Here is a 19,732-nt window from a genome sequence, read left to right on the forward strand (position 1 = left end):
CTCGGCGCGGCCGGGCTCGCGGTGCGCCACGGCCTGCCCGCCGTGGCGTCCCGCTGCGGTCCCGCTGCGGTCCCGCTGCGGTCCCGCTGCGGTCCCGCTGCGGTCCCGCTGCTGGATGAGGGGAGGGTTGGCGGGACTCCGGCCGGTCGCGGCTCCTGGCGTCAGGAGCCGCGGCCGGCCGTTCACGACCCGGCCGTTCACGACCCGGCCGGGCCCGGCGTCCGGCCGGTCACGGGGGCTAGGCTGGGCGCATGGGTCATGCGAAGACGTCGTTCGTCTGCCTGCCGTGCCGGGCCTCGTACAAGCAGCCCTACCCGCTGCCCGGCGACCGGGGCCGGTCGTGCCCGCGGTGCGGCGAGCCGCTGATCCACGTGGGCTCCGCCTTCGCGGCTCCCCGGCGGCGCGACACCGCGGCCTGGCGGGTGCTCTCGCTGCTGCTGCACGCGGGCGTCGGCTTCCACAAGAGTTGTTGCGGCGGGCCCGGCTACCGGCCGCGCACGCTCGGCGCGGCCCGCGCGCGGATGGCGCACGCGCGGGCCACCGGAGAGCCGTTCGCCACGGCCCTGACGCGTCCCGAACTGCCCTAGGACGGCCCGCATGACCATCGACGTCCGGACGCTGCTGCCCGTCGCCGAGCGGGCCGCGTCGATCGCCGGCGAGATCATCACGACCCGGGCGCCCGGCGTCGTCACCGCCAAGGGCGACCGCGACATGGCCACCGAGGTCGATTACGCCGTCGAGCACGCCGTACGCGAGTTCCTCTCGAAGGAGACGCCCGAGCTGGGCTTCCTCGGCGAGGAGGAGGGCGCGAGCCGGCCGGGCCAGGGCCTGACCTGGGTGCTCGACCCCGTGGACGGCACGGCCAACTTCCTGCACGGCATCCCGCTGTGCGGGGTCTCCCTGGGCCTGGTCGACGGGGACGTGCCGCTGCTCGGCGTCGTCGGCCTGCCGTTCCTCGGCGTCCGCTACTCGGCCGCCCGAGGCGCCGGCGCGACGGCCAACGGCTCGCCCGTCCAGGTCAGCGGCGCCGCGGAGCTCCAGGACGCTGTCGTCGCCCTGGGCGACTACGCGGTGGGCGCGGACGCGGCGGAACGCAACCGTCCCCGCTTCGCCCTGACCCAGGAACTGGCCGCGCGCGTCCAGCGCGTCAGGATGCTCGGCTCAGCCGCGATCGACCTCGTGTGGGTGGCCGACGGCAAGGTCGACGCGAGCGTCATGCTCAGCAACAACCCGTGGGACACCGCGGCGGGCGTCGTCATCGCCCGCGAAGCCGGAGCCCTGGTGGTCGACCTCGACGGCAGCCCCCACGACATGGCCTCCCGGGCGACCATCGCGACGAGCCCCGCCCTCGCCCCCGAGCTCCTGAAGCTCCTCACCGCCGCCCTTCCGCACCCTTCGGAATAGGTCTGGCCGGCCCCGGGCCCCGCTTCAGCCGCCGGCGCTGCCCTGAGCCCCGTGGGCCGCGTACAGGACACCGAGTCGCCGGTCGATCTCCGCACGCACCGGGTCGTGCCTCGGTCCGAGGGCGAATCGCCGGTCGGTCCAGCTGTCGGGCGGATACAGCCACACCGGTCGGCCGACGAGGTGGTCCGGTTCCCACTCGTACCGCGGCCAGACGTGAGCGTGCAGGAACGGGTCGGTGTTGCCGAGGATCTCCAGGTTCACCCGCCGGAACGCCGCGTCCAGCGCGCCGCAGGCCCGCTCGACCGCCTCGCCGAGCAGCTCCATGTCCGACAGGAAGGCCATCCGCCTGGCCCGGGGCAGGTCGGACAGCCGCTCCACGCCGGGCTCGTCCGTCAGGAGAACCGAGTATCCCGGCAGGAACTGCGTGTCACCGATCACGGCGAAGCCGGCGTCCAGCCGCCTGAGCACCGTGGGATTCCGGCCCGCCAACGCACTGCCGACCCTGTCCCCCCGCCAGTCACCACTCACGGCCCCCGACCCTACACACAAGCCGCCACAACTCACCGGCGAGCAACTCCACCTGCGCACTGTGACGGCCCCAGGGCCCTGCGGATCCGCAAGGCCCTGGGGCGTCTCCTACGGCAGGACGATGGAGCCGCTCCACTGGGTGACCGCGTCGGAGTAGACCCCGCGCAGTTCGCCGTCGAAGTACGGCGAGAAGCTCTTGTCGTAGCGCAGGTCGCCGTCGGTGTCGGCGACGCTGATGGTGATCGCGTTGAGGTGGCCCACGCGCCCGGTCTTGTCGTAGCGCAGCAGCCAGGACGAGCCGAGGGAGCCCTCACCAGGGAACGGGGAATCGACGGCGGCGAGCCCCTCGGCCTTCAGGCTGGGCGCCTGGGCGGCGGACGTGCGTCCCGAGAAGGTTTCCAGGGTGTCGCCCGTCTGCGGGTGGGAGCCGTCCGGGTGGACGCCGGCCGGGAAGCCGAAGACGTCCACCGAGGAGTCGAGCGGCTGGTTCCAGGCCAGGCCCTGTCCGCCGACCTGGTCGACCAGCCTGCCGGTGTCGGTCAGCTCGCCCGTGGGAGAGGAGGTGACGCCGTTGTAGACGGTGACGAAGGCGTAGTCGCGGTCGTAGTCGCCGTAGGCGGGGAAGTCGTAGTGGGTGAAGAGCTGCTTTCCGACGTAGAGGCCGGACGGAGCGGCGCCGGCGGAGTATCCGGGGACGAAGACCCACTTGCCGAGCCCCCCGCCGTACTGCTGTTCGTAGGCGCAGTGGCCGGCGGTGGCCACGAGGTTGCGGTACTGCGACTGCATGGCGGTGCCGGTGCACCAGTGCGGCAGGCCGTCGGCGCCGACGAAGAACACCTTGCCCGAGCTGACGGGCCCCTTGCCGGCGCTTCCCGCGCCGTCGGGCGGGAGCACGGGCGGGACGGTGCCGGGCTTGCCGTCGGCAACGGCCGAACCGCTCAGGATGACCTTGCCGATGTCGGTCTGGACGGCGTAGGGAGTGGCGTTCGCCAGATTGGCGCCGCCGTTGCCCAGCCAGAACGCGGCCACCTCCACAGCGGACGTCTGCGTGACCGTCAACGGGTAGCTCGCCGTAGCGACCGATCCGGCGGCGGGCGTGGCCATGAGGCCGGAAACCAGGAGGCCGGTGGCCAACACGCCCAGCGTTGTCTTCATCTGGCCCTCTCCACTCTGCTCGGGGGGTAACGGCTTTTCGAACATACGATCGCCGTCGAGGGCCGACGCTACCCGCCGAACTCAAGATGATCAACACTTTCAACAGCCGGCTGTCAACCCGCCCCCTGCGCACGGGCGCTTGGCGGCCTAGCGGTGATCGATAGCATCGCCGGATGGAAGATGATCTGCCGTCTCAGCACTTCTCCGACGCGGGCATGGCCGTCGCGGGCGGCGTCATCGTGTTCCTGATTCTGCTGCCCACCATCGTCTGGATCGCCGTGGTGATGTCGCGCGGCCGCAAGTAGGGCGGTCAGAGGGTGGCGTGGAGGTGGGAGAGCATCGTGCGGGCGGGGTGGCCGAGGATGTTCTCCAGGTCGGGGGTCTGTCTCTCCAGGGCGCCGGCGCGGATCCGGGCGTTCAGCCAGGCCATCGGGCCGGGGGCGGCGTCGGGGACCTCGCGGTAGGGCACGCCCAGCGCCCGCGCCACCTCCGGGTGGGTCCACAGCGGCCCGGTGAAGTCGTAGGCGCGGCCCTCGTGGCCGTCGCCGGTCAGCACGTTGGCCGCTGCCTCGGCCAGGTCGGACCGGAACGCGGTGTTCAGGCCGCGCCCTCCGCCGCTCCCGGTCAGCTCGCCGCCCGAGACCCGGGGGACGAACGCGTCGCTGTAGAACGGGTGGCGCAGGATCGTGCACGGCAGGCCGCTGCGCAGGAGGGCCTGCTCGGTGGCGTGGTGGGCCTCGGTCACGCCGGTGGCGACGGTGTCGGCGTCCAGGAAGCTGGTGTAGACGACGGCGCCGACGCCCACGTCCGCGGCGGCGGCGAGGGCGGCCAGGTGGTGACCGATCCGGCGGCCGGGGTCGAGCTCCGGCGACGAGATCAGCAGCAGGCGGGCGGCGCCCTCGAACGCCGTGCGCAGGCTCGCCGGATCGTCGTAGTCGCCCCGCCGCACCGGGACGCCCTCGGGCGCGCGGGCGGGATCGCGCACGGCGGCGACGACGTCCGCCCGGGTGCGCAGCCGGTCGATGACGAGACGGCCGAGCGCGCCCGACGCCGCCGAGACAACGATCATGGAGCTCCCTCTGATCGGGATGGGTGCTCAAAGTGAACTGCCACCATGTCCTGCGACGCCACCGCTTTTCGCCCGGGACGGGCCCACGACGGCCCCAGAGGAGCATTTCCGGAGAAGACCGCCCAGGTCACCCGGGTTAGCGTGATCGTGGACCTCTGGAGAGAACATGGACGAGCTCATCACGTACGGCAAATGGGCGTCGGTGCGCGGCTCGCTCAAGGCGGCCACCGACCGGTTCGCGAAGCTGGTCTCCATCGTCGATCCCCACGCCATGGCGACCAGGGAGTGGACCGTCGCCGAGACCGCGGCCCACGTCACCGCGATCGCCTCGCTCTACACCTGCGTGGTGCGCGGCGACGTGACCACGCCCTTCCCGGCGCTGGCCGAGCCGATACTCGGCGCGAACGTCGACACGGTGAGCGCCCTGAACGAGCTGGCCTTCGAGCACTTCCCCGAGCGGGACCCGGTCGTCCTGGCCGAGCGGCTGCGCGGCGACGTCCGGGAGATCCTGCGCGCCGGCGCGGAGGTCGATCCGGCGACGCCGGTCCCGTGGCTGGGCGACGCGCGGGTGCCCGTCGCGGGCGTGCTGGCCCACCTGCTGAACGAGCTGCTGCTGCACGGCTGGGACATCGCCCGCGCCACCCGTACTCCCTGGTCGGTGCCCGCGCGGGACGCCGGACTGTTCTTCGACCTGTTCCTCATCGGGATGATCAGGAACGACTACGGACATCTGATGGACACCGGGACGCCCGCCCCTCCCCGCCGGATCACCGTCGGGTTCCACTCCGCGCACACCGCCCCGGCGGCGCTGGCGCTCGAGAACGGGCGGGTGTCAGTGGCCGAGATGGGGCCGCAGGTGGACGCGCACGTGCGGTTCGACCCGGCGGCGCTGAACCTGCTGCTGTTCGGCCGGATGTCCAGAACACGGGCCGCGCTCACGGGCAAAGTGGCGGTCTGGGGGCGGCGTCCGTGGCTGCTGCCGGCCTTCCTGCGGTTCGTACGGCTGCCCACGACGACGGTCCCGCGCTCACGCGCCGAGTCCATACAGGTGTGAACGCCACAAAGTATTCACCCGGTGGGCGCATACTGGAGGAGATGAAGCGAGCCAGCGGCGATTCTCGTCGTCACCTGCCCACAAGTCCCTTCAAACCGCCGCCTCCGGCGCCACCCGCGGAGCAGTTCGACATGCACGACCGGGTGAGCCACGACCGATTCGGCCTCGGTGTCGTCATCGGTGTGGAGGACGACGTCGCCGTACTGGTCGACTTCGGATCCCGGCAGGAACGGATCACGACGCCGTTCAACAAGTTGTACAAACTCTGAGAGCCGGTCCGCGACGCCCGTGTGCCCCGAGGGCCGCATGGGCGGGACCGACGCGCGGCGTGCCCGGCTGAGGGCGCCGGGGTTCAGTGACTCACGGGGACAGACGCTCGTGGGTCGATGGCGCGCGGAGTCGAGCCGCGGAGTGGAGTCGGTGGCTCAGGGGGTGACGATGGCGAAGTCGCGGGCCGGTGAGTCGAGCACGGCGACCAGCCGCTGCAGCGCCGTGATGTCGCCCTCCCGCTCCACCCCCTCCACGCCCTTGCCTGCCAGCAGGCCGAGCAGCTGGGCCCGGGTGAGGCGGAGCGTGAGGTCCACGGGCTCCTCCGGCGGGTTCAGCCGCTGGACGAGCACGCCGTTGGACAGCGTGGTGCGGTACAGCTCCCCCAGGTCCGTCAGGTGCCAGTCGATCGACAGGCTCTCGTGCCAGGCCTTGGGGCCGTCCACGCGGATGGCGAGGGAGTCGAAGATCTGCTCCACGGTCAGGGCCGCGAGCAGGTCGGGCGAGGTGGTGGTGACGCGGGTGGGGGCGATGCCGTCGGTCAGCTCCATGGCCCCCGTCAGGTACGAGTTGCGCCACGTCCCGTTCTCGGCGCCCTGGCCGAGCCGGGTGTAGACCTCGGCCAGCAGGTCCCTGGCCGCCTTGTTGCCCTCGTCGGCGAAGACGGCGTGGTTCAGCAGCTGGACGGCGAAGCGCAGGTCGTTCTCCTCGATGTAGCGGCGGGCGAAGGCCACGACGGCCGCGCCGCCGCCCATGCACTCGACGTACCGGATCGCGTTCTCCCTGGGCGGGTGCTCCCACAGGTGGGCGGGGTTGCCGTCGTACCAGCCGAGGTAGCGCTGGTAGACGGCCTTGACGTTGTGGCTGACCGAGCCGTAGTAGCCGTGGGTGTGCCAGACCTGTTCCAGCGCGGGCGGCACCCGCATCTGCTCGGCGATCTCGGCGCCGGTCAGTCCCTTGTTGAGCAGGCGCAGGGTCTGGTCGTGCAGGTAGGCGTACAGGTCTCGCTGTTCCTGGAGGAACCGGACGATGTTGCTCTTTCCCCAGGTCGGCCAGTGGTGGGAGGCGAAGGCGACCTCGGCCCGGTCGGCGAGCAGCGTGAGGGTCTCCGACAGGTAGCGGGCCCAGACGCGGGCGTCGCGCACCTGGGCGCCGCGCAGCGTGAGGATGTTGTGCAGGTTGTGGGTGGCGTTCTCGGCCAGGCACAGGGCGTCGCGGTCGGGGAAGAGGAAGTTCATCTCGGCGGGGGCCTCGGTGCCGGGGGTGAGCTGGAAGACGATCCGCACCCCGTCCACGATCTCCTCCTGGCCGGTGCGGCTGACGTCCACGGTGGGCGGGATGAGGGACGTGGTGCCGGTCGAGGACGTCATGCCGAGGCCGCAGCCGATCTGGCCGTCCGGGGCGTGCGGCAGGGCCAGGCCGAACATGTAGCCGGCGCGGCGGTTCATGGCGGGGCCGGCGTAGACGTTCTCGGAGACCGCGTGGTCCATGAAGCCGGCGGGGGCCAGGATCGGCACGTTGCCGTCGGTGACGCCGCGCACGCCGCCGAAGTGGTCGACGTGGCTGTGGGTGTAGACGACGCCGGTGACCGGCCGGTCGCCGCGGTGGCGGCGGTAGAGCGCGAGCGCGGCGGCGGCGCACTCGGTGGAGACCAGCGGGTCGATGACAATGACGCCGACGTCGCCCTCGACCAGGGTCATGTTCGACAGGTCCAGGCCGCGTACCTGGTAGATGCCGTCGGCGACCTCGTACAGGCCCTGTTTGGCGCAGAGCTGGCTCTGCCGCCACAGGCTGGGATGGGCGGTTTCGGGGCATTCGGCGTTGAGGAAGGCGTAGGAGTCGTTGTCCCAGACGACCTCGCCGCTTCTCGACTTGACCACGGCGGGGGTCAGCTTCGCGATGAAGCCGCGATCGGCGTCCTCGAAGTCGCCCGTGTCATGAAATGGAAGGTCTGCCATGTCTGCTCGCATGCCCCTGAATGGACGCTCGTAGCTCAACAACCAGCCCCAATAGCATGAAACTCGGGCAATAAGGACAGGGAGCGGCGGCGTAGCGACTCGGACGGTGTGATTGGGTGGTTCCAGGCTGATCTCATCGGGGGTGGTCATGGAAGCGTGCGTGTTCGACCTCGACGGCGTGCTCGTCGATTCCGAACCCGTCTGGGAGCAGGTGCGGCGCGCCTTCGTCGCCGACCACGGCGGCACCTGGCAGCCCGACACGCAGTCCAGGCTGATGGGCATGAGCACCGGCGAGTGGGCGGCCTACCTGCACGAGCTGGGGGTGCGCCTGACGCCCGACGAGATCGCCGCGGGCGTGGTCGACCAGATGGCCGAGCGCTACCAGGACGGCGTGCCGCTGCTGCCGGGCGCCCGCGAGGCCGTGCGCCGGCTGGCCGGGCACTTCACCCTCGGCCTGGCCAGCTCGTCGCCGCGGCGGCTGATCGACGTGGTGCTGGACGCGGCCGAGCTGCGCGAGTACTTCGTGACGACGGTCTCCACGGAGGAGGTCGCGCGCGGCAAGCCCGCCCCCGACGGCTACCTGGAGGCGGCCCGGCGGCTGGAGATCTACCCGAAGGACTGCGTGGCGGTCGAGGACTCCAGCAACGGGCTGCGTTCGGCGCACGCGGCCGGCATGCGGGTGATCGCCGTGCCGCATCCCGGCTACCCGCCCGACGACGACGCCCTCGCCCTCGCCTGGCAGGTCCTGCCCGACCTCGACGCGCTCACGGTCGAGGCGCTGACGTGACGACCGGGGGCATGGGCGTCCGCCTGCGGACGCCGGCCGACCTGAACGCCTGCGCCGACGCCCTGGCCCTGGTGCACGCCGCCGACCGCTACCCCGTCGACTGGCCGGCCGACCCGCAGGGCTGGCTGACTCCGGGCGACCTGCTGCGCGCCTGGGTGGCGGTCGAGGAGGGCCACGTGCTCGGCCACGTGGGCCTGGCCGGCACCGACGAGGGCCCGCAGGTCACCCGGCTCTTCGTGGTGCCCGCCGCCCGGGGCCGCGGGCTGGCTCCCGTGCTGCTGGACACCGTGCGGAAGGCCGCAGGAACGCCCGTCGTCCTGGAGGTCTCCGACGAGGGCCGGGCGGCCGTCGCGCTCTACGAGCGGCTGGGCTGGCGCCGCGTCGGCAGCACCCGGGCTCGATGGCTCAACGCCGCGGGCGAACCCGCCCTGCTCCACCACTACGTGAGCCCGTGAGGCTATCCTTTGGGAATCGTGCGAGACATCACGGTTTTCAGTGGCAGCGCCCACCCCGAGCTGGCCGAGGAGATCTGCTCCCACCTCGGGACCCCGCTCCACCCCGTCAAGGTCGCCCGCTTCGCCAACGACGCGCTTGAGGTGCAGCTCCAGGCCAACTGCCGCGAGCGCGACGTGTTCCTCATCCAGCCCCTGGTGCCGCCGACGCAGGAGAACCTGGTCGAGCTGCTGCTCATGATCGACGCGGCGCGCGGCGCGTCCGCGGCCAGGACGACCGTGGTCCTGCCTCACTACGCCTACGCCAGATCGGACAAAAAGGACGCGCCACGCATCTCCATCGGCGCGCGCCTGGTCGCCGACCTGATGGTGGCCGCGGGCGCGAACCGGGTGCTGGCCATGACGCTGCACTCGCCGCAGGTGCACGGCTTCTTCAGCGTGCCGGTCGACCACCTGCACGCGCTGCGCGAGCTGGCCGCGCACTTCCGCCGCCACGACCTGTCGAACGCCGTCGTCGTCTCCCCCGACCTGGGCAACGCCAAGGAGGCCGCGCACTTCGCCCGGCTGCTCGGCACGGGCGTCGCGATGGGCGCCAAGCAGCGCTTCGCCGACGACCGCGTGGTGATCAGCTCGGTCATCGGCGAGGTCGCCGGCAAGGACGTGATCATCCTGGACGACGAGATCGCCAAGGGCAGCACGGTCATCGAGCTGCTGGGCCGGCTGCGCGAGCAGGGCGTCAACTCCGTCCGGGTGGCGTGCACGCACGGGCTGTTCGCGGGCGGGGCGATCGAGCGGCTGAGCGCGTTCCCCGAGGTCATGGAGATCGTCTGCACGAACACCGTGCCGCCGCCCAAGCCGAGTGACAAGCTGACCGTGTTGTCGATCGCGCCGGCACTGGCCGAGGCCATGCGCCGGATCCACGACGGCGAGTCGGTGAGCGCTCTGTTCAGCACGTCCTGACGGCCCGCCCCGGTGATCTTCCGGGACGGCCGGGAATGGATCATAGTGGACATCATGCATGCGGCCACAGACGTCCTGCTCCGGCGGTTCCGAGATGGTGTGGGCGAGGTCGTGCCCCTGGTGTCGCTGTGGGCGCACGGCTCGCTGGGCGCCGGCGACTACCAGCCGGGGCGCAGCGACCTCGATCTGATCGCGGTGGTCGAGACACCGGTCACGATGGAGCAGTGGCGCCGGATCAAGGGGCTGCACCGCGGGCTCGACCTGCCGCTCGCCGACCTCCTCCACTGCTCCTACCTGCCGCTGGAGGAGCTGGCGGACCCGCGGGTCGAGCACGTGACGTGGGCCCACGAGGAGATCTTCCGCCGTCCGGTGACGGCGGTGACCCGCCGCGAGCTGCACACGGCCCCGCTCGTGCTGCACGGGCCGCCGCCCGCCGAGCTCCTGCCGGCCGTATCCGACGCCGTGCTGGCCGACTTCGTCCGTACGGACCTGCGCGAGTTCTGGCTGGACAAGACCCGAGGGCGGCGGCGCTGGCTGCGGGACGTCTGGGTGGACCTCGGCGTGCTGACCGTCGCCAGAGCCTCGGTCACGCTGCGGGAGGGCCGGTTGATCACCAAGCGGGAGGCCCTGGACGTGCTGGCCGGGATGGGCGCGCCGGAGGCCGTCCTGGCCGACGTGCGCGCCCGCCGGTACGGCACGCCGCGCCCGGTGCTGAGCCGCTTCAGAAGGGGCAGGCTGACCCGCGCCTTCGTCCGGTCGGCCATCGGGAAGGTGCTGGCGGAGGGCCCCGGCGAGACCTGAGCCCGCCCCCGTCTCAGTGGGCAGGACGGCGGCCCTCCGCGGATCGCCGAGGGATAGTCTTGGCCCCGAGTTACCACCTGAACCGGGGAAAGGGCGGCATATGGGGGAGATCAGGCAGTCCTATCTGGTGGCCGCGGCGTCGGCGATGTCGCTGCTGCGTGACCCGGCCGTCCGGGCGGCGTGGGACAAGCCCAGCGCGCTGACCGAGTTCAGCGTCGCGGGCCTGGCCGGGCACCTGGCCCACCAGATCGTCCGGGTCATCGACGTGCTCGACTCCGGCGAGGAACCCGGGGCGCCGATCCCGCTCATCGAGCACTACACGAGGTCGCCGTGGGTGCAGGCCGGCCTCGACCACGAGAGCAACGTCAGCGTCCGGGTGGGCGGCCAGGCCGCCGCCGCGGACGGGCACGCCGCGCTCGTCGAGCGCACGCAGGCGCTGCTGGACCGGCTGCTGGCCGAGCTGCCCGCCGAGCCGGCGGACCGGGTCGTGCGCCTGCCGTGGGCCGGCTGGTCGCTGCGGCTCGACGACTTCCTGCTCACCAGGGTGATGGAGCTGGTCGTGCACTCCGACGACCTGGCCGCCAGCGTGGGCGTCGAGACGCCGGAGCTGCCGCCGTCGATCAACGAGCCGGTCGTGGAGCTGCTGGCCCGCCTGGCGGTGCACCGGCACGGCGCGACCGCCGTCATCCGCACCCTCAGCAGGGCCGAACGCGCCCCCGCCACGATAAGCGCCTTCTAGCCCCCGGCCCGTTTCACGACCCGACCACCAGGCGCAGGGCCTCGGCCACCTCCCGCCCGGACAACGCGCTGTCCGGGTCGAGCAGCCACTGCGCCAGGAACCCCGTCAGCATGGCCTGGTACAGCGAGCCCACCAGCCGGGCCCGTTCGGGGTCCGTCTCCGCCCGCACGTCCTGGAACAGCTCGGCGAGCCCCAGCCGCGCGCCCTTGATCGCCGGGACGAGCTGCTCGCGCAGCTCCGGCACGTGATCGATCTGCCCGAGCAGCTCAAGCTGGGTGATCCAGAGCGGCCGCAGCCGGTCGAACGACTCCACCACCCGGTCCCACGCCGCCTCGAACCGCTCCAGCGGTGAGGCGCCCTCCTCGGTGTCGGCGACGAGCGTGCGCGCCAGGTCGTCGCCCCATTCCTGCATCACCTCGAACAGCGCCTCGTTCATCAGCGCGTCCTTGGACTTGAAGTGGTAGCCGATGCCCGCGAGGCTCACGCCCGACGCGGTCGCGATGTCGCGCGCGGTGGTACGCGAGTAGCCCTTCTCGATCAGGCAACGCTTCGCCCCGGCCAGCAGGTCTTCCCTGTTTCCCATGCCCAGACGTTAACACGAACGTCTGAAAACATCGTCCTAGACAAGCGTCTGAGACAGATGTACTGTTCTCGGCATGAAGAACGTCCTGATCTCCGGCGCGAGCATCGCCGGCACCTCGCTGGCCTACTGGCTGCGCCGCCACGGCTGCACCGTCACCGTCGTCGAGCGCGCTCCGGCCGTCCGCACCGGCGGCTACAAGGTCGACATCCGCGGCGCCGCCCTCGACGTGATCGGGCGCATGGGCCTGCTGGACGCGGTCACCGCCCGCAGCACCGGCATGCGCGTCGCCACCCACTACGACCGCAAGGGCCGCCGGGTGGCCACCATGGACGCCGACCTGTTCGGCGGGCGCGCGGGCGACGACGTCGAGATCATGCGCGGCGACCTCAACGAGCTCCTGTACGACCTCACCCGCGACGACGCCGAATACCTCTTCGGCGACTCCGTCACCGCCGTCTCCGACGACGGCCTGGTCACCTTCGAGCACGCCGCGCCCCGCCGGTTCGACCTGATCGTCGGCGCGGACGGCATGCGCTCCAACATCCGCAGGATCGTGTTCGGGGAGGACGCCCAGTTCGTCCGCGACCTGGGCTACTACGTCTCGATCTCCACCGTGCCCAACACCCTGGGCCTGGACCGCGAGGAGGCCGTGCACGCCGCCCCCGGCCGCACCGCCAACGTCTACAGCACCCGCCAGGACGACGCCGCCAAGGCGCTGTTCATGTGGGCCTCCCAGCCGCTGTCCTACGACCACCGCGACACCGGCCGCCAGAAGGACCTGCTGGCCGAGGCCATGGCGGGGGTCGAGTGGGAGGTGCCGGCGCTGCTCGGCGCGGTGCGCGACGCCGACGACTTCTACTTCGACTCGGTCAGCCAGGTGCACATGGACAGCTGGTCGAAGGGCCGGGTCGTGCTGCTCGGGGACGCCGCCTACTGCGCCTCGCCGGCCTCCGGACAGGGCACGAGCCTGGCGATCGTGGGCGCGTACGTGCTGGCGGGCGAGCTGGCCGAAGGCGGCGGCGCGGCGGGCTACGAGCGGGAGATGCGGGAGTTCGTCCGGGTCAACCAGGAGCTGGGCCCGGTGAACGTCAGGGGCATGGTGATGGGCTCACGGCTGGCGCTGTGGTTCCAGCTCAGGATGCTCAGGCTGCTGCCGTACCTGCCGGGCAAGGAGAAGGTCGTCGAACGGATCGCCGGGGCGATCCACCGGGCGGCCGTGGCGATCCGGCTCAAGAACTACTCGGAATGAAGTGTTCCGTTCTGCTATAGTAAGAGCAGAACGTTCCGTTCCGAAAGAAGTGGGGTTCACATGACCATCCTCGTCACCGGTGCCACCGGGACCGTCGGCCGCCTCGTCGTCGAGGAGCTCCTCCAGGCCGGCCAGAAGGTCCGCGCGCTGACCAGGAACCCCGCCAAGGCCGCCCTTCCCGAGGGCGTCGAGGTCGTCGGCGGCGATCTCGCCGAGCCGGCCTCCCTGGCCGCCGCCTTCGAGGGCGTCACCGCAGTGCACTTCATCAACTTCGCCGGCGACGACTACGCCCCGCTGCCCGACGGCGCCGGGCTCGTCGAGCTGGCCGTCAGGGCGGGCGTGCGCCGGGTCACCGTGCTCGGCGGCCGCGAGGACGGCGAGCTGGAGCAGGCGCTCGCCGCCACCGACCTGGAGTGGACGCTGCTCCACCCGGTCGAGTTCATGGCCAACACGCTCCAGTGGTGGGCGCACACGATCAGGACGGAAGGCGTCATCAAGGAGCCGTTCGGCGACCGGCTGAGCGCCCTGGTGCACGAGCGCGACATCGCCGCGGTGGCCGCGAAGGTCCTGACCGAGGGCGGCCACGGCGGCCGGACGTACGTGCTGACCGGCCCCCGCGCGATCACCCTGCGGGAGAAGGTCGCCGTCCTGGCCGAGGCCGTCGGCAGGGACGTCGGCTTCGTCGAGCTCACCGTGGACGAAGCGCGGGCCAAGTGGCGCGCCGACGGCATGGGCGAGCAGACCATCGAGTTCCTGGTCGGCGCGCTGGGCAACACGCCGGAGGTCGGCTACACGGTCGTCCCGACCGTCCGGGAGATCACCGGCCGGGACGCGCGTGACTTCGCCGAGTGGGCGCGCGAGCACGCCGACGCGTTCCGCGGGTGAGCTACCCGGTGACCGCCGCGTAGTGGCAGGCGGCCTGGGCGTCGGGGACCGCGGGCAGGATGCTCAGCGCCTGCGACCGGCAGGCCGCGTCCACGCCCGCCTCCGCCGCGCGGCCGGAGGCCAGCACGTGGCAGCGGGGATGGAACCGGCAGCCACCCGGCACCCTGGTCGGGTCCGGCGGCTCGCCGGTCAGCACGATCCGCTCGGGCGACTCCGGCAGCACCGACATCAGCGCCTGCGTGTACGGATGCCGCGGCGCCGTCAGCACCTGCTCCACCGGCCCCGACTCGACGATCCGCCCCAGGTACATGACCGCGACCCGGTCGGCGATGTTCCAGGCCAGGCCGAGGTCATGGGTGACGACCAGGGCCGACAGGCCGAGGTCGGTCTTGAGCTTGAGCATCAGCGCCAGGATCTCGCCGCGCACGGAGGCGTCGAGCGAGGCCACGGGCTCGTCGGCGATCAGCACCTTCGGGTCGAGGGCGAGCGCGCCGGCGATCACGACCCGCTGCCGCTGCCCGCCGGACAGCTCGTGCGGGTAGCGCAGGAAGAACCGCTCGGGCGGTCGCAGCCCGGCCCTGGACAGGGCCGAGGCCACGATCTCCTCCTCGTCGGGCAGGCCGTGGATGCGCGGCCCCTCGGCGACCGCCTCGTAGACGGTCTGGCGGGGGTTGAGCGAGCCCATCGGGTCCTGCAGGACGAGCTGGACCTGGCGGCGGTAGGACCGGAGCGCCTTGGAGCCGTAGTTCAGCGCGTTGCCGTCGTAGCGGACCTCGCCGGACGTGGGGCGTTCGAGGCCGAGCAGCGTGCGGGCCAGCGTGGTCTTGCCGCAGCCCGACTCGCCGACCAGGGCCACGATCTCGCCCTGGCCGATCGCCAGGTTGACGCCGTCGACGGCGCGGGCGCTGCGGCCCCGCGAGGAGAACGCGACGTGCAGGTCACGGGCCTCCAGCAGCGCGCCCTTGCCCGTCGAGACGGTCTCGGCCGCGGTCTGCGTCTCGGTCATGAAGCCTCGACCTCCTCCTTGGAGCGTACGTGCACGCAGGCCGCGGCGTGGCGGGGACCGGCGGGCCACAGCTCGACGTCGAGGCCCGCGCATTCGTCCAGCGCGACCGGGCAGCGCGGGTGGAACGCGCAGCCGGTCGGGAGCTGCATCGGGTCCGGCGGGTCGCCGCCGAGCCCCTTGGGGGCCAGCCGCGAGACCGGGTCGCCCACGGTGGGGAACGCGGCCGCCAGCGCCCGGCTGTAGGGGTGGCGGGCGTCGTGGAACACCTCGCGGGAGGGGCCGTGCTCGACCACCCGGCCGGCGTACATGACCGCGAGCTGGTCGCAGACGTCGGCCAGGACCGACAGGTCGTGCGAGATCATGATCAGGGAGATGCCGTGCTCGGCGATCAGCTCCTTGATCAGCGTCAGGACCTGCGCCTGGACCATCACGTCGAGCGCGGTGGTGGGCTCGTCGGCGATGATCAGGCGCGGCGAGCAGGCCAGCGCCATCGCGATCATCACGCGCTGCCGCTGACCGCCGGACAGCTCGTGCGGGTAGCTGCGGGCCCGCCAGGCGGGCAGGCCGACCTGTTCGAGCAGCTCGCCGACGCGCTTGCGGGCGCCGTCCGGCTTGGCCAGGCCGTGCACGAGCAGCGGTTCGGCGATCTGCTCGCCGATCCGGCGCACGGGGTTGAGTCCGTGCTGCGCGCCCTGGAACACGATCGAGGCCTCGGCCCAGCGCACGGCCCGCATGCGTCCCCACTTCATGGTGAGGACGTCGTCGCCGTCGAGCAGGATCCGGCCGCCGACGCGCGTGCTCTTGGGCAGGAGCCTGAGCAGCGCCATGGCCAGCGTCGACTTGCCGGATCCCGACTCGCCGGCGACTCCGAGCGCCGCTCCGGGGTCGAGGGTCAGCGACACGCCGCGCACCGCGGGCACCTCGCCCGACGCGATGCGGTAGGTCACCGACAGGTCGTCCAGTTCGAGGAGACTCATGCCGCCCTCCTGAGCCTTGGGTTCAGCACGGCCTCCAGCGCCCGTCCGACGAGGGTGAACGCCATGACGACCACGAGGATGGCCAGACCGGGGAGGATGATGTACCACCACGCGCCCTCGTTGGCCGCGCCGTAGTCGTAGGAGCCGCGCAGCATGGTGCCCCACGACGTCTTGTTCGCGCTGGCGCCGAGGAAGGCGAGCGTGGACTCGGTGACGATCGCGCTGGCCACCTCCAGCGTCGTGCTGGCCAGCAGCAGCGGCGCCACGTTGGGCAGCACGTGCCGGGTGGTGATGTGCCAGTGGCCGCCGCCGAGCGCCTTGGAGCGTTCGATGTAGGGCCGGGCCTCGACGGCGAAGGTCTGCGCCCGGATCAGCCGGGCCGTGGACGGCCAGGTGGTGACGCCGATCGCCATGATGATGGTGAACGTGCTGCCGCCGAGGATGGCCGCCAGCACCAGCGCGGTCACCAGCGAGGGCAGCACCAGGAACCAGTCGGTGACCCGCATCAGCGCGCCGCCGAGCCAGCCGCCGAAGTGCCCGGCGGCGATGCCGATGACCATGCCGATCACGATGCTGAGCAGCGCGGCGAGGAAGCCGATGAGCAGCGAGGCGCGCGAGCCCCACCAGATCATCAGCAGGATCGACCGGCCCGACTCGTCGGTGCCGAAGGGGAAGTCCAGGCCGGGGGCTTGGAACTTCTCGCCCGGCGCGTCGATCACGCTCGTCACGCCCTCGTCGATGAACAGCGGCGCGACCAGCGCGAGCACCACGGCCACCAGCAGGACGACCATCCCGGCCACCCCGGCGCGGTGCTTGCGGAAGTCGGTCCAGAAGTTGGTCAGCGCCTGCCGCCTGCGCGTGGCAGCGACACTCGTCATGCCGACCTCACCCTCGGGTCGAGAACGTGGTAGAGCAAGTCGGCCAGCGTGTTCATGAGGATCACGGCCACGGTGATGAGCATGAACGTGCCCTGCATGAGCGTGAAGTCGGGGACCCGGACCGCCCGGTAGAACAGCTGCCCGAGGCCCGGCCAGGTGTAGATCGTCTCCACGGTGACCGCGCCGCCGACCACGAAGCCGATGCGCATGAAGACCAGCGTCACCGTGGGCAGCAGGGCGTTGGGCACCGCGTGGCGGCGGCGTACCTCGTCGTCGCGCAGGCCCTTGGCGCGGGCCACGGTGACGTAGTCCTGGCTGACCTCCTCCAGCAACGACGACCGCATGACCAGCAGGTACTGGGCGTAGATCACCGCCACCAGGGTCAGGCACGGCAGCACCATGTGCGAGGCCACGTCGAGCACGTAGGCGAACCCGTCGGGCGCGTCGACGCTCTCGATGCCGCGGAAGGGCAGGATGCCGGGGATCGGGCCGATGCCCACGCCCAGCACCATCATCAGCAGCAGGCCGAGCCAGAACGTCGGCACCGACCACAACACCAGCGACAGACCGGTGGAGAAGCGGTCGAACCGGCTCCCCCGCCGCCATCCGGCCCTGGTGCCCTGCCAGATGCCCAGGCTGACCGCGATGACCAGACCGGTCCCGGCCAGCAGCAGCGTCGGGCCGATGCGCTCGCCGATGAGGTCGAGCACCGGCCGCTTGTACTCGTACGACGTGCCCAGGTCGAGCCTGAGCGTCTTGCCGACGAAGTCGAAGAACTGCTCGATCACCGGCTTGTCGAGACCGAGCCGGTGACGTTCCGCGTCAAGCTGCGTCGGGGTCATGTTGCGGCCCTGCGCCAGGTTCCGCACCGGGTCGCCGGGCAGCAGGCGGAAGACGAAGAACGTCCCGACGATCACCGCGGCGATGCTGAACAGCGCCCCGCCGACCTTCGACAACGCGTACTTCAGCGTGCCGCGGCGGGCGGGGCGGTCCTCACCAGGGCCCGCCGCCTGGACGGCGGCGGGCTCTGCTGCTTCGAGCGGTGTGGTCATTCGCGCTCGTCCGCGGCGCTCTTGCGCCGCCTGGTCAGGAGGAAGGCCACGAGGCCGATGACCACCACGCCGCCGACCACGCCGACGATGAGGCCGGTGTTGGAGCCGGAGTCGCCGCCCGCGCCGGAGCCGCCCGCCGCGGTCGCCTTGACGTCGGCCGTATAGAACGGCCAGTAGCCGCTGCCGCCGTACAGCAGGCCCTTGTCCTCGGGGATCGGGGTGATGCTGGTGATCCGGTCCTTGCGGTACCCCTCAAGGTCGTTGGGGTAGTAGATCGCGATGACGGGGGCGTCGGTGTAGAGCCGCTGCTCCATCTGCTTGATGATCTCGGCGCGCTTGGGCCGGTCGAGCTCCTTGAGCTGCTCCTGGTAGAGCTTCTCGAAGGTCGGGTCGCAGTAGAACGACTCGGTGCCGCCGCCCTCGCCGCCCGGCGCCGGCCTGCGGCTGCACAGGTGGGTGGCCAGGATCTCCTCGGGGTCGGGGTTGACCGACCAGCCGCTGATCGCGATGTCGAACAGCGCCGTGACGCCGGTCTCCTCGGTGAACTTGCTGGAGTCGAGCTTCTGGGTGGTCAGCGTGACGCCGATCTCCTTGAAGAAGCCGGTCAGGTACTCGGCGAGCTTGTCCTCGATCGGCTCGTCGGTGTGGATGCTGAAGCGGAACTCCAGCTTGCGCTTGCCGTCGGGCATCGTGCGGACGCCGTCGGCGCCCTTCTTGTAGCCGGCGTCGTCGAGGATCTTGTTCGCCTTGGCCACGTCGTAGGTGACCTTCTCGTCGCCCGTGGCCTCCCAGAAGAAGTCCTTGTACATGGGCGGGATGATCGAGCCGTCGGCGGGCTTGGCCAGGCCGCTCTGCACCTCGTCGACCAGCTTCTGCTTGTCGATGGCGAAGTGCAGCGCCTGGCGCACCTTCGGGTCCTTCAGCGCCGGGTGGCCGTCGCCGATGGGCTTGTTGTCGGTGGTCGTGGCGCCGTGGTTGATCTGCAGGTACGCGGCCCGGCGGCCCTGGGTGTTCCACGCCTCGATGTTCGGGTCGTTTCCGATGGCCTGGAACTGCGGCGGCGTCATGCGGCCGAGCAGGTCGATGTCGCCCTTCTTGAGCCCGGCGATGGCGGCCTGCGAGTTGTCGTAGAAGATGAACTGGAGTTCGTCGACCTTCGGCTTGCCCCGCCAGTAGTTGGGGTTGGCCTGCAGCTTGACGTACTGGTCCTTCTTGTGCTCGACCGCGATGTACGGGCCGCTGCCCACGGTCGGGTACGTCTCCGCCTCGTAGTTGGCCATGTCGGTGACCTTCTCCCACACATGCTTGGGCATGATCGGGACCGGGTTCTCCAGCATGGACGCCTGCGGGGCCTTGGTCTTGATGATCAAGTCCTGGCCGTTGGCGGTGACACTCTCGAAGTTCTCGACGGCGGGGCCGTTGGCCGTCTTGGCCGCCTCGTCCGTCATCATCTTGTTGAACGTCCAGGCGGCGTCCTCGGCCGTGACCGGCTGGCCGTCGGACCACTTGGTGTTGCGGATCTTGAACGTCCAGGTGAGCCCGTCGTCGGACGTCGTCCACGACTCGGCGAGATCGGGGCTGGGCTGGAGCGTCTTGGAGTCAGGGACGGTGAGGAAGCCGTACATCGTGCGCTGGATCGCGGTGGAGACCAGCCGGACCGCCAGGAACGGGTTCATGGAGTCCATCGCCTGGGTGGCGCCGACGCGTAGGATCTTCTTCCCCGCCGCAGGTTCCTGGGCCTGGGCCGCCGTGGCGCCTTGGCCGGCCACTAACAGCGCTACGCCCAGCACAGCCAGGCGTGCGAACCATTTCCTCATGATGCCTCACCTTCAGGCGGGGGATTCCTGTGTAGATGAAGGCACACCATACGGAGACCGCGTGTCAACGAGTCGCGGAAAATTGTTTCATTCTCGTTTCCTTTTGCGGTG

General features: G+C 71.2%; 22 protein-coding genes. 12 read left to right on the forward strand and 10 right to left on the reverse strand.

The features are described from left to right. Positions 1-251: 251 nt before the first annotated feature. Together ACWEJ6_RS46095 and ACWEJ6_RS46100 are read left to right on the forward strand one after the other, a co-directional pair. Complete coding sequence (locus ACWEJ6_RS46095) at positions 252-587, forward strand: hypothetical protein (RefSeq protein ID WP_358289570.1); 336 nt, start codon at positions 252-254, stop codon at positions 585-587. 10 nt (positions 588-597) lie between these two features. Beyond that, positions 598-1,404 (forward strand): inositol monophosphatase family protein, encoded by an 807-nt coding sequence (locus tag ACWEJ6_RS46100; protein WP_387679630.1) that lies wholly within the window; start codon positions 598-600, stop codon positions 1,402-1,404. Positions 1,405-1,428: 24 nt separating this feature from the next. Here the strand turns inward: ACWEJ6_RS46100 and ACWEJ6_RS46105 are convergent, their stop codons facing one another. Both ACWEJ6_RS46105 and ACWEJ6_RS46110 read right to left on the reverse strand, forming a co-directional pair. Beyond that, entirely contained in the window at positions 1,429-1,872 is a 444-nt protein-coding gene (locus ACWEJ6_RS46105; protein WP_452431715.1) for an HIT family protein, read from the reverse strand. A gap of 168 nt (positions 1,873-2,040) precedes the next feature. Beyond that, the gene (locus ACWEJ6_RS46110) at positions 2,041-3,087 is read right to left on the reverse strand and encodes a trypsin-like serine peptidase (protein WP_452431716.1); all 1,047 of its coding nucleotides are present in this window, start codon (positions 3,085-3,087) and stop codon (positions 2,041-2,043) included. A gap of 173 nt (positions 3,088-3,260) precedes the next feature. Here ACWEJ6_RS46110 and ACWEJ6_RS46115 point away from each other — a divergent pair, with 173 nt between their 5' ends. After that, positions 3,261-3,392 carry a hypothetical protein gene (locus ACWEJ6_RS46115; protein WP_452431717.1) on the forward strand — a complete coding sequence of 44 codons (132 nt, stop codon included), beginning with the start codon at positions 3,261-3,263 and terminating at the stop codon, positions 3,390-3,392. Positions 3,393-3,397: 5 nt separating this feature from the next. Here ACWEJ6_RS46115 and ACWEJ6_RS46120 read toward each other — a convergent pair whose 3' ends face one another. After that, a complete protein-coding gene (locus ACWEJ6_RS46120; protein WP_452431718.1) occupies positions 3,398-4,156 on the reverse strand; it encodes an NAD(P)H-binding protein in 759 nt (252 codons plus the stop codon). A 166-nt stretch (positions 4,157-4,322) separates the two neighbouring features. On the opposite strand from ACWEJ6_RS46120, the gene ACWEJ6_RS46125 reads away from it, so the two are divergent. Both ACWEJ6_RS46125 and ACWEJ6_RS46130 read left to right on the forward strand, forming a co-directional pair. After that, the gene (locus ACWEJ6_RS46125) at positions 4,323-5,210 is read left to right on the forward strand and encodes a maleylpyruvate isomerase N-terminal domain-containing protein (RefSeq protein ID WP_452431719.1); all 888 of its coding nucleotides are present in this window, start codon (positions 4,323-4,325) and stop codon (positions 5,208-5,210) included. 41 nt (positions 5,211-5,251) lie between these two features. Next, positions 5,252-5,479: a hypothetical protein gene (locus ACWEJ6_RS46130; protein WP_352327393.1), complete on the forward strand. Its 228-nt coding sequence runs from the start codon at positions 5,252-5,254 to the stop codon at positions 5,477-5,479. A gap of 156 nt (positions 5,480-5,635) precedes the next feature. Here the strand turns inward: ACWEJ6_RS46130 and ACWEJ6_RS46135 are convergent, their stop codons facing one another. Next, a complete protein-coding gene (locus ACWEJ6_RS46135; RefSeq protein ID WP_452431720.1) occupies positions 5,636-7,435 on the reverse strand; it encodes an alkyl/aryl-sulfatase in 1,800 nt (599 codons plus the stop codon). Between the two features lie 160 nt (positions 7,436-7,595). On the opposite strand from ACWEJ6_RS46135, the gene ACWEJ6_RS46140 reads away from it, so the two are divergent. The 5 genes from ACWEJ6_RS46140 (at position 7,596) to ACWEJ6_RS46160 (ending at position 11,174) form a co-directional block, all read left to right on the forward strand. Then, a complete protein-coding gene (locus ACWEJ6_RS46140; protein ID WP_387679646.1) occupies positions 7,596-8,222 on the forward strand; it encodes an HAD family hydrolase in 627 nt (208 codons plus the stop codon). Further along, entirely contained in the window at positions 8,219-8,677 is a 459-nt protein-coding gene (locus tag ACWEJ6_RS46145) for an N-acetyltransferase family protein (protein ID WP_452431721.1), read from the forward strand. The genes ACWEJ6_RS46140 and ACWEJ6_RS46145 overlap by 4 nt, the downstream gene beginning before the upstream one ends. Before the next feature lie 18 nt (positions 8,678-8,695). Further along, positions 8,696-9,634, forward strand: a complete 939-nt coding sequence (locus ACWEJ6_RS46150) for a ribose-phosphate diphosphokinase (protein ID WP_387679652.1) — start codon at positions 8,696-8,698, stop codon at positions 9,632-9,634. Between the two features lie 54 nt (positions 9,635-9,688). Then, complete coding sequence (locus ACWEJ6_RS46155; RefSeq protein ID WP_452431722.1) at positions 9,689-10,435, forward strand: nucleotidyltransferase domain-containing protein; 747 nt, start codon at positions 9,689-9,691, stop codon at positions 10,433-10,435. Positions 10,436-10,535: 100 nt separating this feature from the next. Next, positions 10,536-11,174, forward strand: a complete 639-nt coding sequence (locus tag ACWEJ6_RS46160; RefSeq protein ID WP_452431723.1) for a maleylpyruvate isomerase N-terminal domain-containing protein — start codon at positions 10,536-10,538, stop codon at positions 11,172-11,174. Between the two features lie 13 nt (positions 11,175-11,187). Here the strand turns inward: ACWEJ6_RS46160 and ACWEJ6_RS46165 are convergent, their stop codons facing one another. Beyond that, entirely contained in the window at positions 11,188-11,757 is a 570-nt protein-coding gene (locus ACWEJ6_RS46165; RefSeq protein WP_452431724.1) for a TetR/AcrR family transcriptional regulator, read from the reverse strand. A gap of 73 nt (positions 11,758-11,830) precedes the next feature. On the opposite strand from ACWEJ6_RS46165, the gene ACWEJ6_RS46170 reads away from it, so the two are divergent. Both ACWEJ6_RS46170 and ACWEJ6_RS46175 read left to right on the forward strand, forming a co-directional pair. Then, positions 11,831-13,006 carry an FAD-dependent monooxygenase gene (locus ACWEJ6_RS46170; RefSeq protein ID WP_452431725.1) on the forward strand — a complete coding sequence of 392 codons (1,176 nt, stop codon included), beginning with the start codon at positions 11,831-11,833 and terminating at the stop codon, positions 13,004-13,006. Positions 13,007-13,066: 60 nt separating this feature from the next. After that, complete coding sequence (locus tag ACWEJ6_RS46175; RefSeq protein ID WP_452431726.1) at positions 13,067-13,891, forward strand: NmrA family NAD(P)-binding protein; 825 nt, start codon at positions 13,067-13,069, stop codon at positions 13,889-13,891. Between the two features lies 1 nt (position 13,892). Here ACWEJ6_RS46175 and ACWEJ6_RS46180 read toward each other — a convergent pair whose 3' ends face one another. Genes ACWEJ6_RS46180 through ACWEJ6_RS46200 form a run of 5 tightly spaced genes read right to left on the reverse strand, consistent with a single transcriptional unit; the run spans position 13,893 to position 19,621 of the window. Then, positions 13,893-14,897 carry an ABC transporter ATP-binding protein gene (locus ACWEJ6_RS46180; RefSeq protein ID WP_387679667.1) on the reverse strand — a complete coding sequence of 335 codons (1,005 nt, stop codon included), beginning with the start codon at positions 14,895-14,897 and terminating at the stop codon, positions 13,893-13,895. Beyond that, positions 14,894-15,874, reverse strand: a complete 981-nt coding sequence (locus tag ACWEJ6_RS46185; RefSeq protein ID WP_387679670.1) for an ABC transporter ATP-binding protein — start codon at positions 15,872-15,874, stop codon at positions 14,894-14,896. Before ACWEJ6_RS46185 ends, ACWEJ6_RS46180 begins: the two co-directional genes overlap by 4 nt. Further along, positions 15,871-16,752, reverse strand: a complete 882-nt coding sequence (locus tag ACWEJ6_RS46190; protein ID WP_364326693.1) for an ABC transporter permease — start codon at positions 16,750-16,752, stop codon at positions 15,871-15,873. The genes ACWEJ6_RS46185 and ACWEJ6_RS46190 overlap by 4 nt, the downstream gene beginning before the upstream one ends. Continuing rightward, entirely contained in the window at positions 16,749-17,804 is a 1,056-nt protein-coding gene (locus ACWEJ6_RS46195; RefSeq protein ID WP_452431727.1) for an ABC transporter permease, read from the reverse strand. The genes ACWEJ6_RS46190 and ACWEJ6_RS46195 overlap by 4 nt, the downstream gene beginning before the upstream one ends. Next, positions 17,801-19,621, reverse strand: a complete 1,821-nt coding sequence (locus ACWEJ6_RS46200; RefSeq protein WP_452431728.1) for an ABC transporter substrate-binding protein — start codon at positions 19,619-19,621, stop codon at positions 17,801-17,803. The genes ACWEJ6_RS46195 and ACWEJ6_RS46200 overlap by 4 nt, the downstream gene beginning before the upstream one ends. Positions 19,622-19,732 lie beyond the last annotated feature (111 nt).

The sequence above is a fragment of the Nonomuraea sp. NPDC004702 genome (assembly GCF_053601695.1).

Coding starts and splice junctions, on each gene's coding strand:
- ACWEJ6_RS46170 (WP_452431725.1), top strand. CDS start 11,831: ATGAAGAACGTCCTGATCTCCGGCGCGAGCATCGCCGGCACCTCGCTG.
- ACWEJ6_RS46115 (WP_452431717.1), top strand. CDS start 3,261: ATGGAAGATGATCTGCCGTCTCAGCACTTCTCCGACGCGGGCATGGCC.
- ACWEJ6_RS46165 (WP_452431724.1), bottom strand. CDS start 11,757: ATGGGAAACAGGGAAGACCTGCTGGCCGGGGCGAAGCGTTGCCTGATC.
- ACWEJ6_RS46185 (WP_387679670.1), bottom strand. CDS start 15,874: ATGAGTCTCCTCGAACTGGACGACCTGTCGGTGACCTACCGCATCGCG.
- ACWEJ6_RS46095 (WP_358289570.1), top strand. CDS start 252: ATGGGTCATGCGAAGACGTCGTTCGTCTGCCTGCCGTGCCGGGCCTCG.
- ACWEJ6_RS46195 (WP_452431727.1), bottom strand. CDS start 17,804: ATGACCACACCGCTCGAAGCAGCAGAGCCCGCCGCCGTCCAGGCGGCG.
- ACWEJ6_RS46175 (WP_452431726.1), top strand. CDS start 13,067: ATGACCATCCTCGTCACCGGTGCCACCGGGACCGTCGGCCGCCTCGTC.
- ACWEJ6_RS46200 (WP_452431728.1), bottom strand. CDS start 19,621: ATGAGGAAATGGTTCGCACGCCTGGCTGTGCTGGGCGTAGCGCTGTTA.
- ACWEJ6_RS46100 (WP_387679630.1), top strand. CDS start 598: ATGACCATCGACGTCCGGACGCTGCTGCCCGTCGCCGAGCGGGCCGCG.
- ACWEJ6_RS46190 (WP_364326693.1), bottom strand. CDS start 16,752: ATGACGAGTGTCGCTGCCACGCGCAGGCGGCAGGCGCTGACCAACTTC.
- ACWEJ6_RS46130 (WP_352327393.1), top strand. CDS start 5,252: ATGAAGCGAGCCAGCGGCGATTCTCGTCGTCACCTGCCCACAAGTCCC.
- ACWEJ6_RS46155 (WP_452431722.1), top strand. CDS start 9,689: ATGCATGCGGCCACAGACGTCCTGCTCCGGCGGTTCCGAGATGGTGTG.
- ACWEJ6_RS46160 (WP_452431723.1), top strand. CDS start 10,536: ATGGGGGAGATCAGGCAGTCCTATCTGGTGGCCGCGGCGTCGGCGATG.
- ACWEJ6_RS46120 (WP_452431718.1), bottom strand. CDS start 4,156: ATGATCGTTGTCTCGGCGGCGTCGGGCGCGCTCGGCCGTCTCGTCATC.
- ACWEJ6_RS46135 (WP_452431720.1), bottom strand. CDS start 7,435: ATGGCAGACCTTCCATTTCATGACACGGGCGACTTCGAGGACGCCGAT.
- ACWEJ6_RS46110 (WP_452431716.1), bottom strand. CDS start 3,087: ATGAAGACAACGCTGGGCGTGTTGGCCACCGGCCTCCTGGTTTCCGGC.
- ACWEJ6_RS46180 (WP_387679667.1), bottom strand. CDS start 14,897: ATGACCGAGACGCAGACCGCGGCCGAGACCGTCTCGACGGGCAAGGGC.
- ACWEJ6_RS46125 (WP_452431719.1), top strand. CDS start 4,323: ATGGACGAGCTCATCACGTACGGCAAATGGGCGTCGGTGCGCGGCTCG.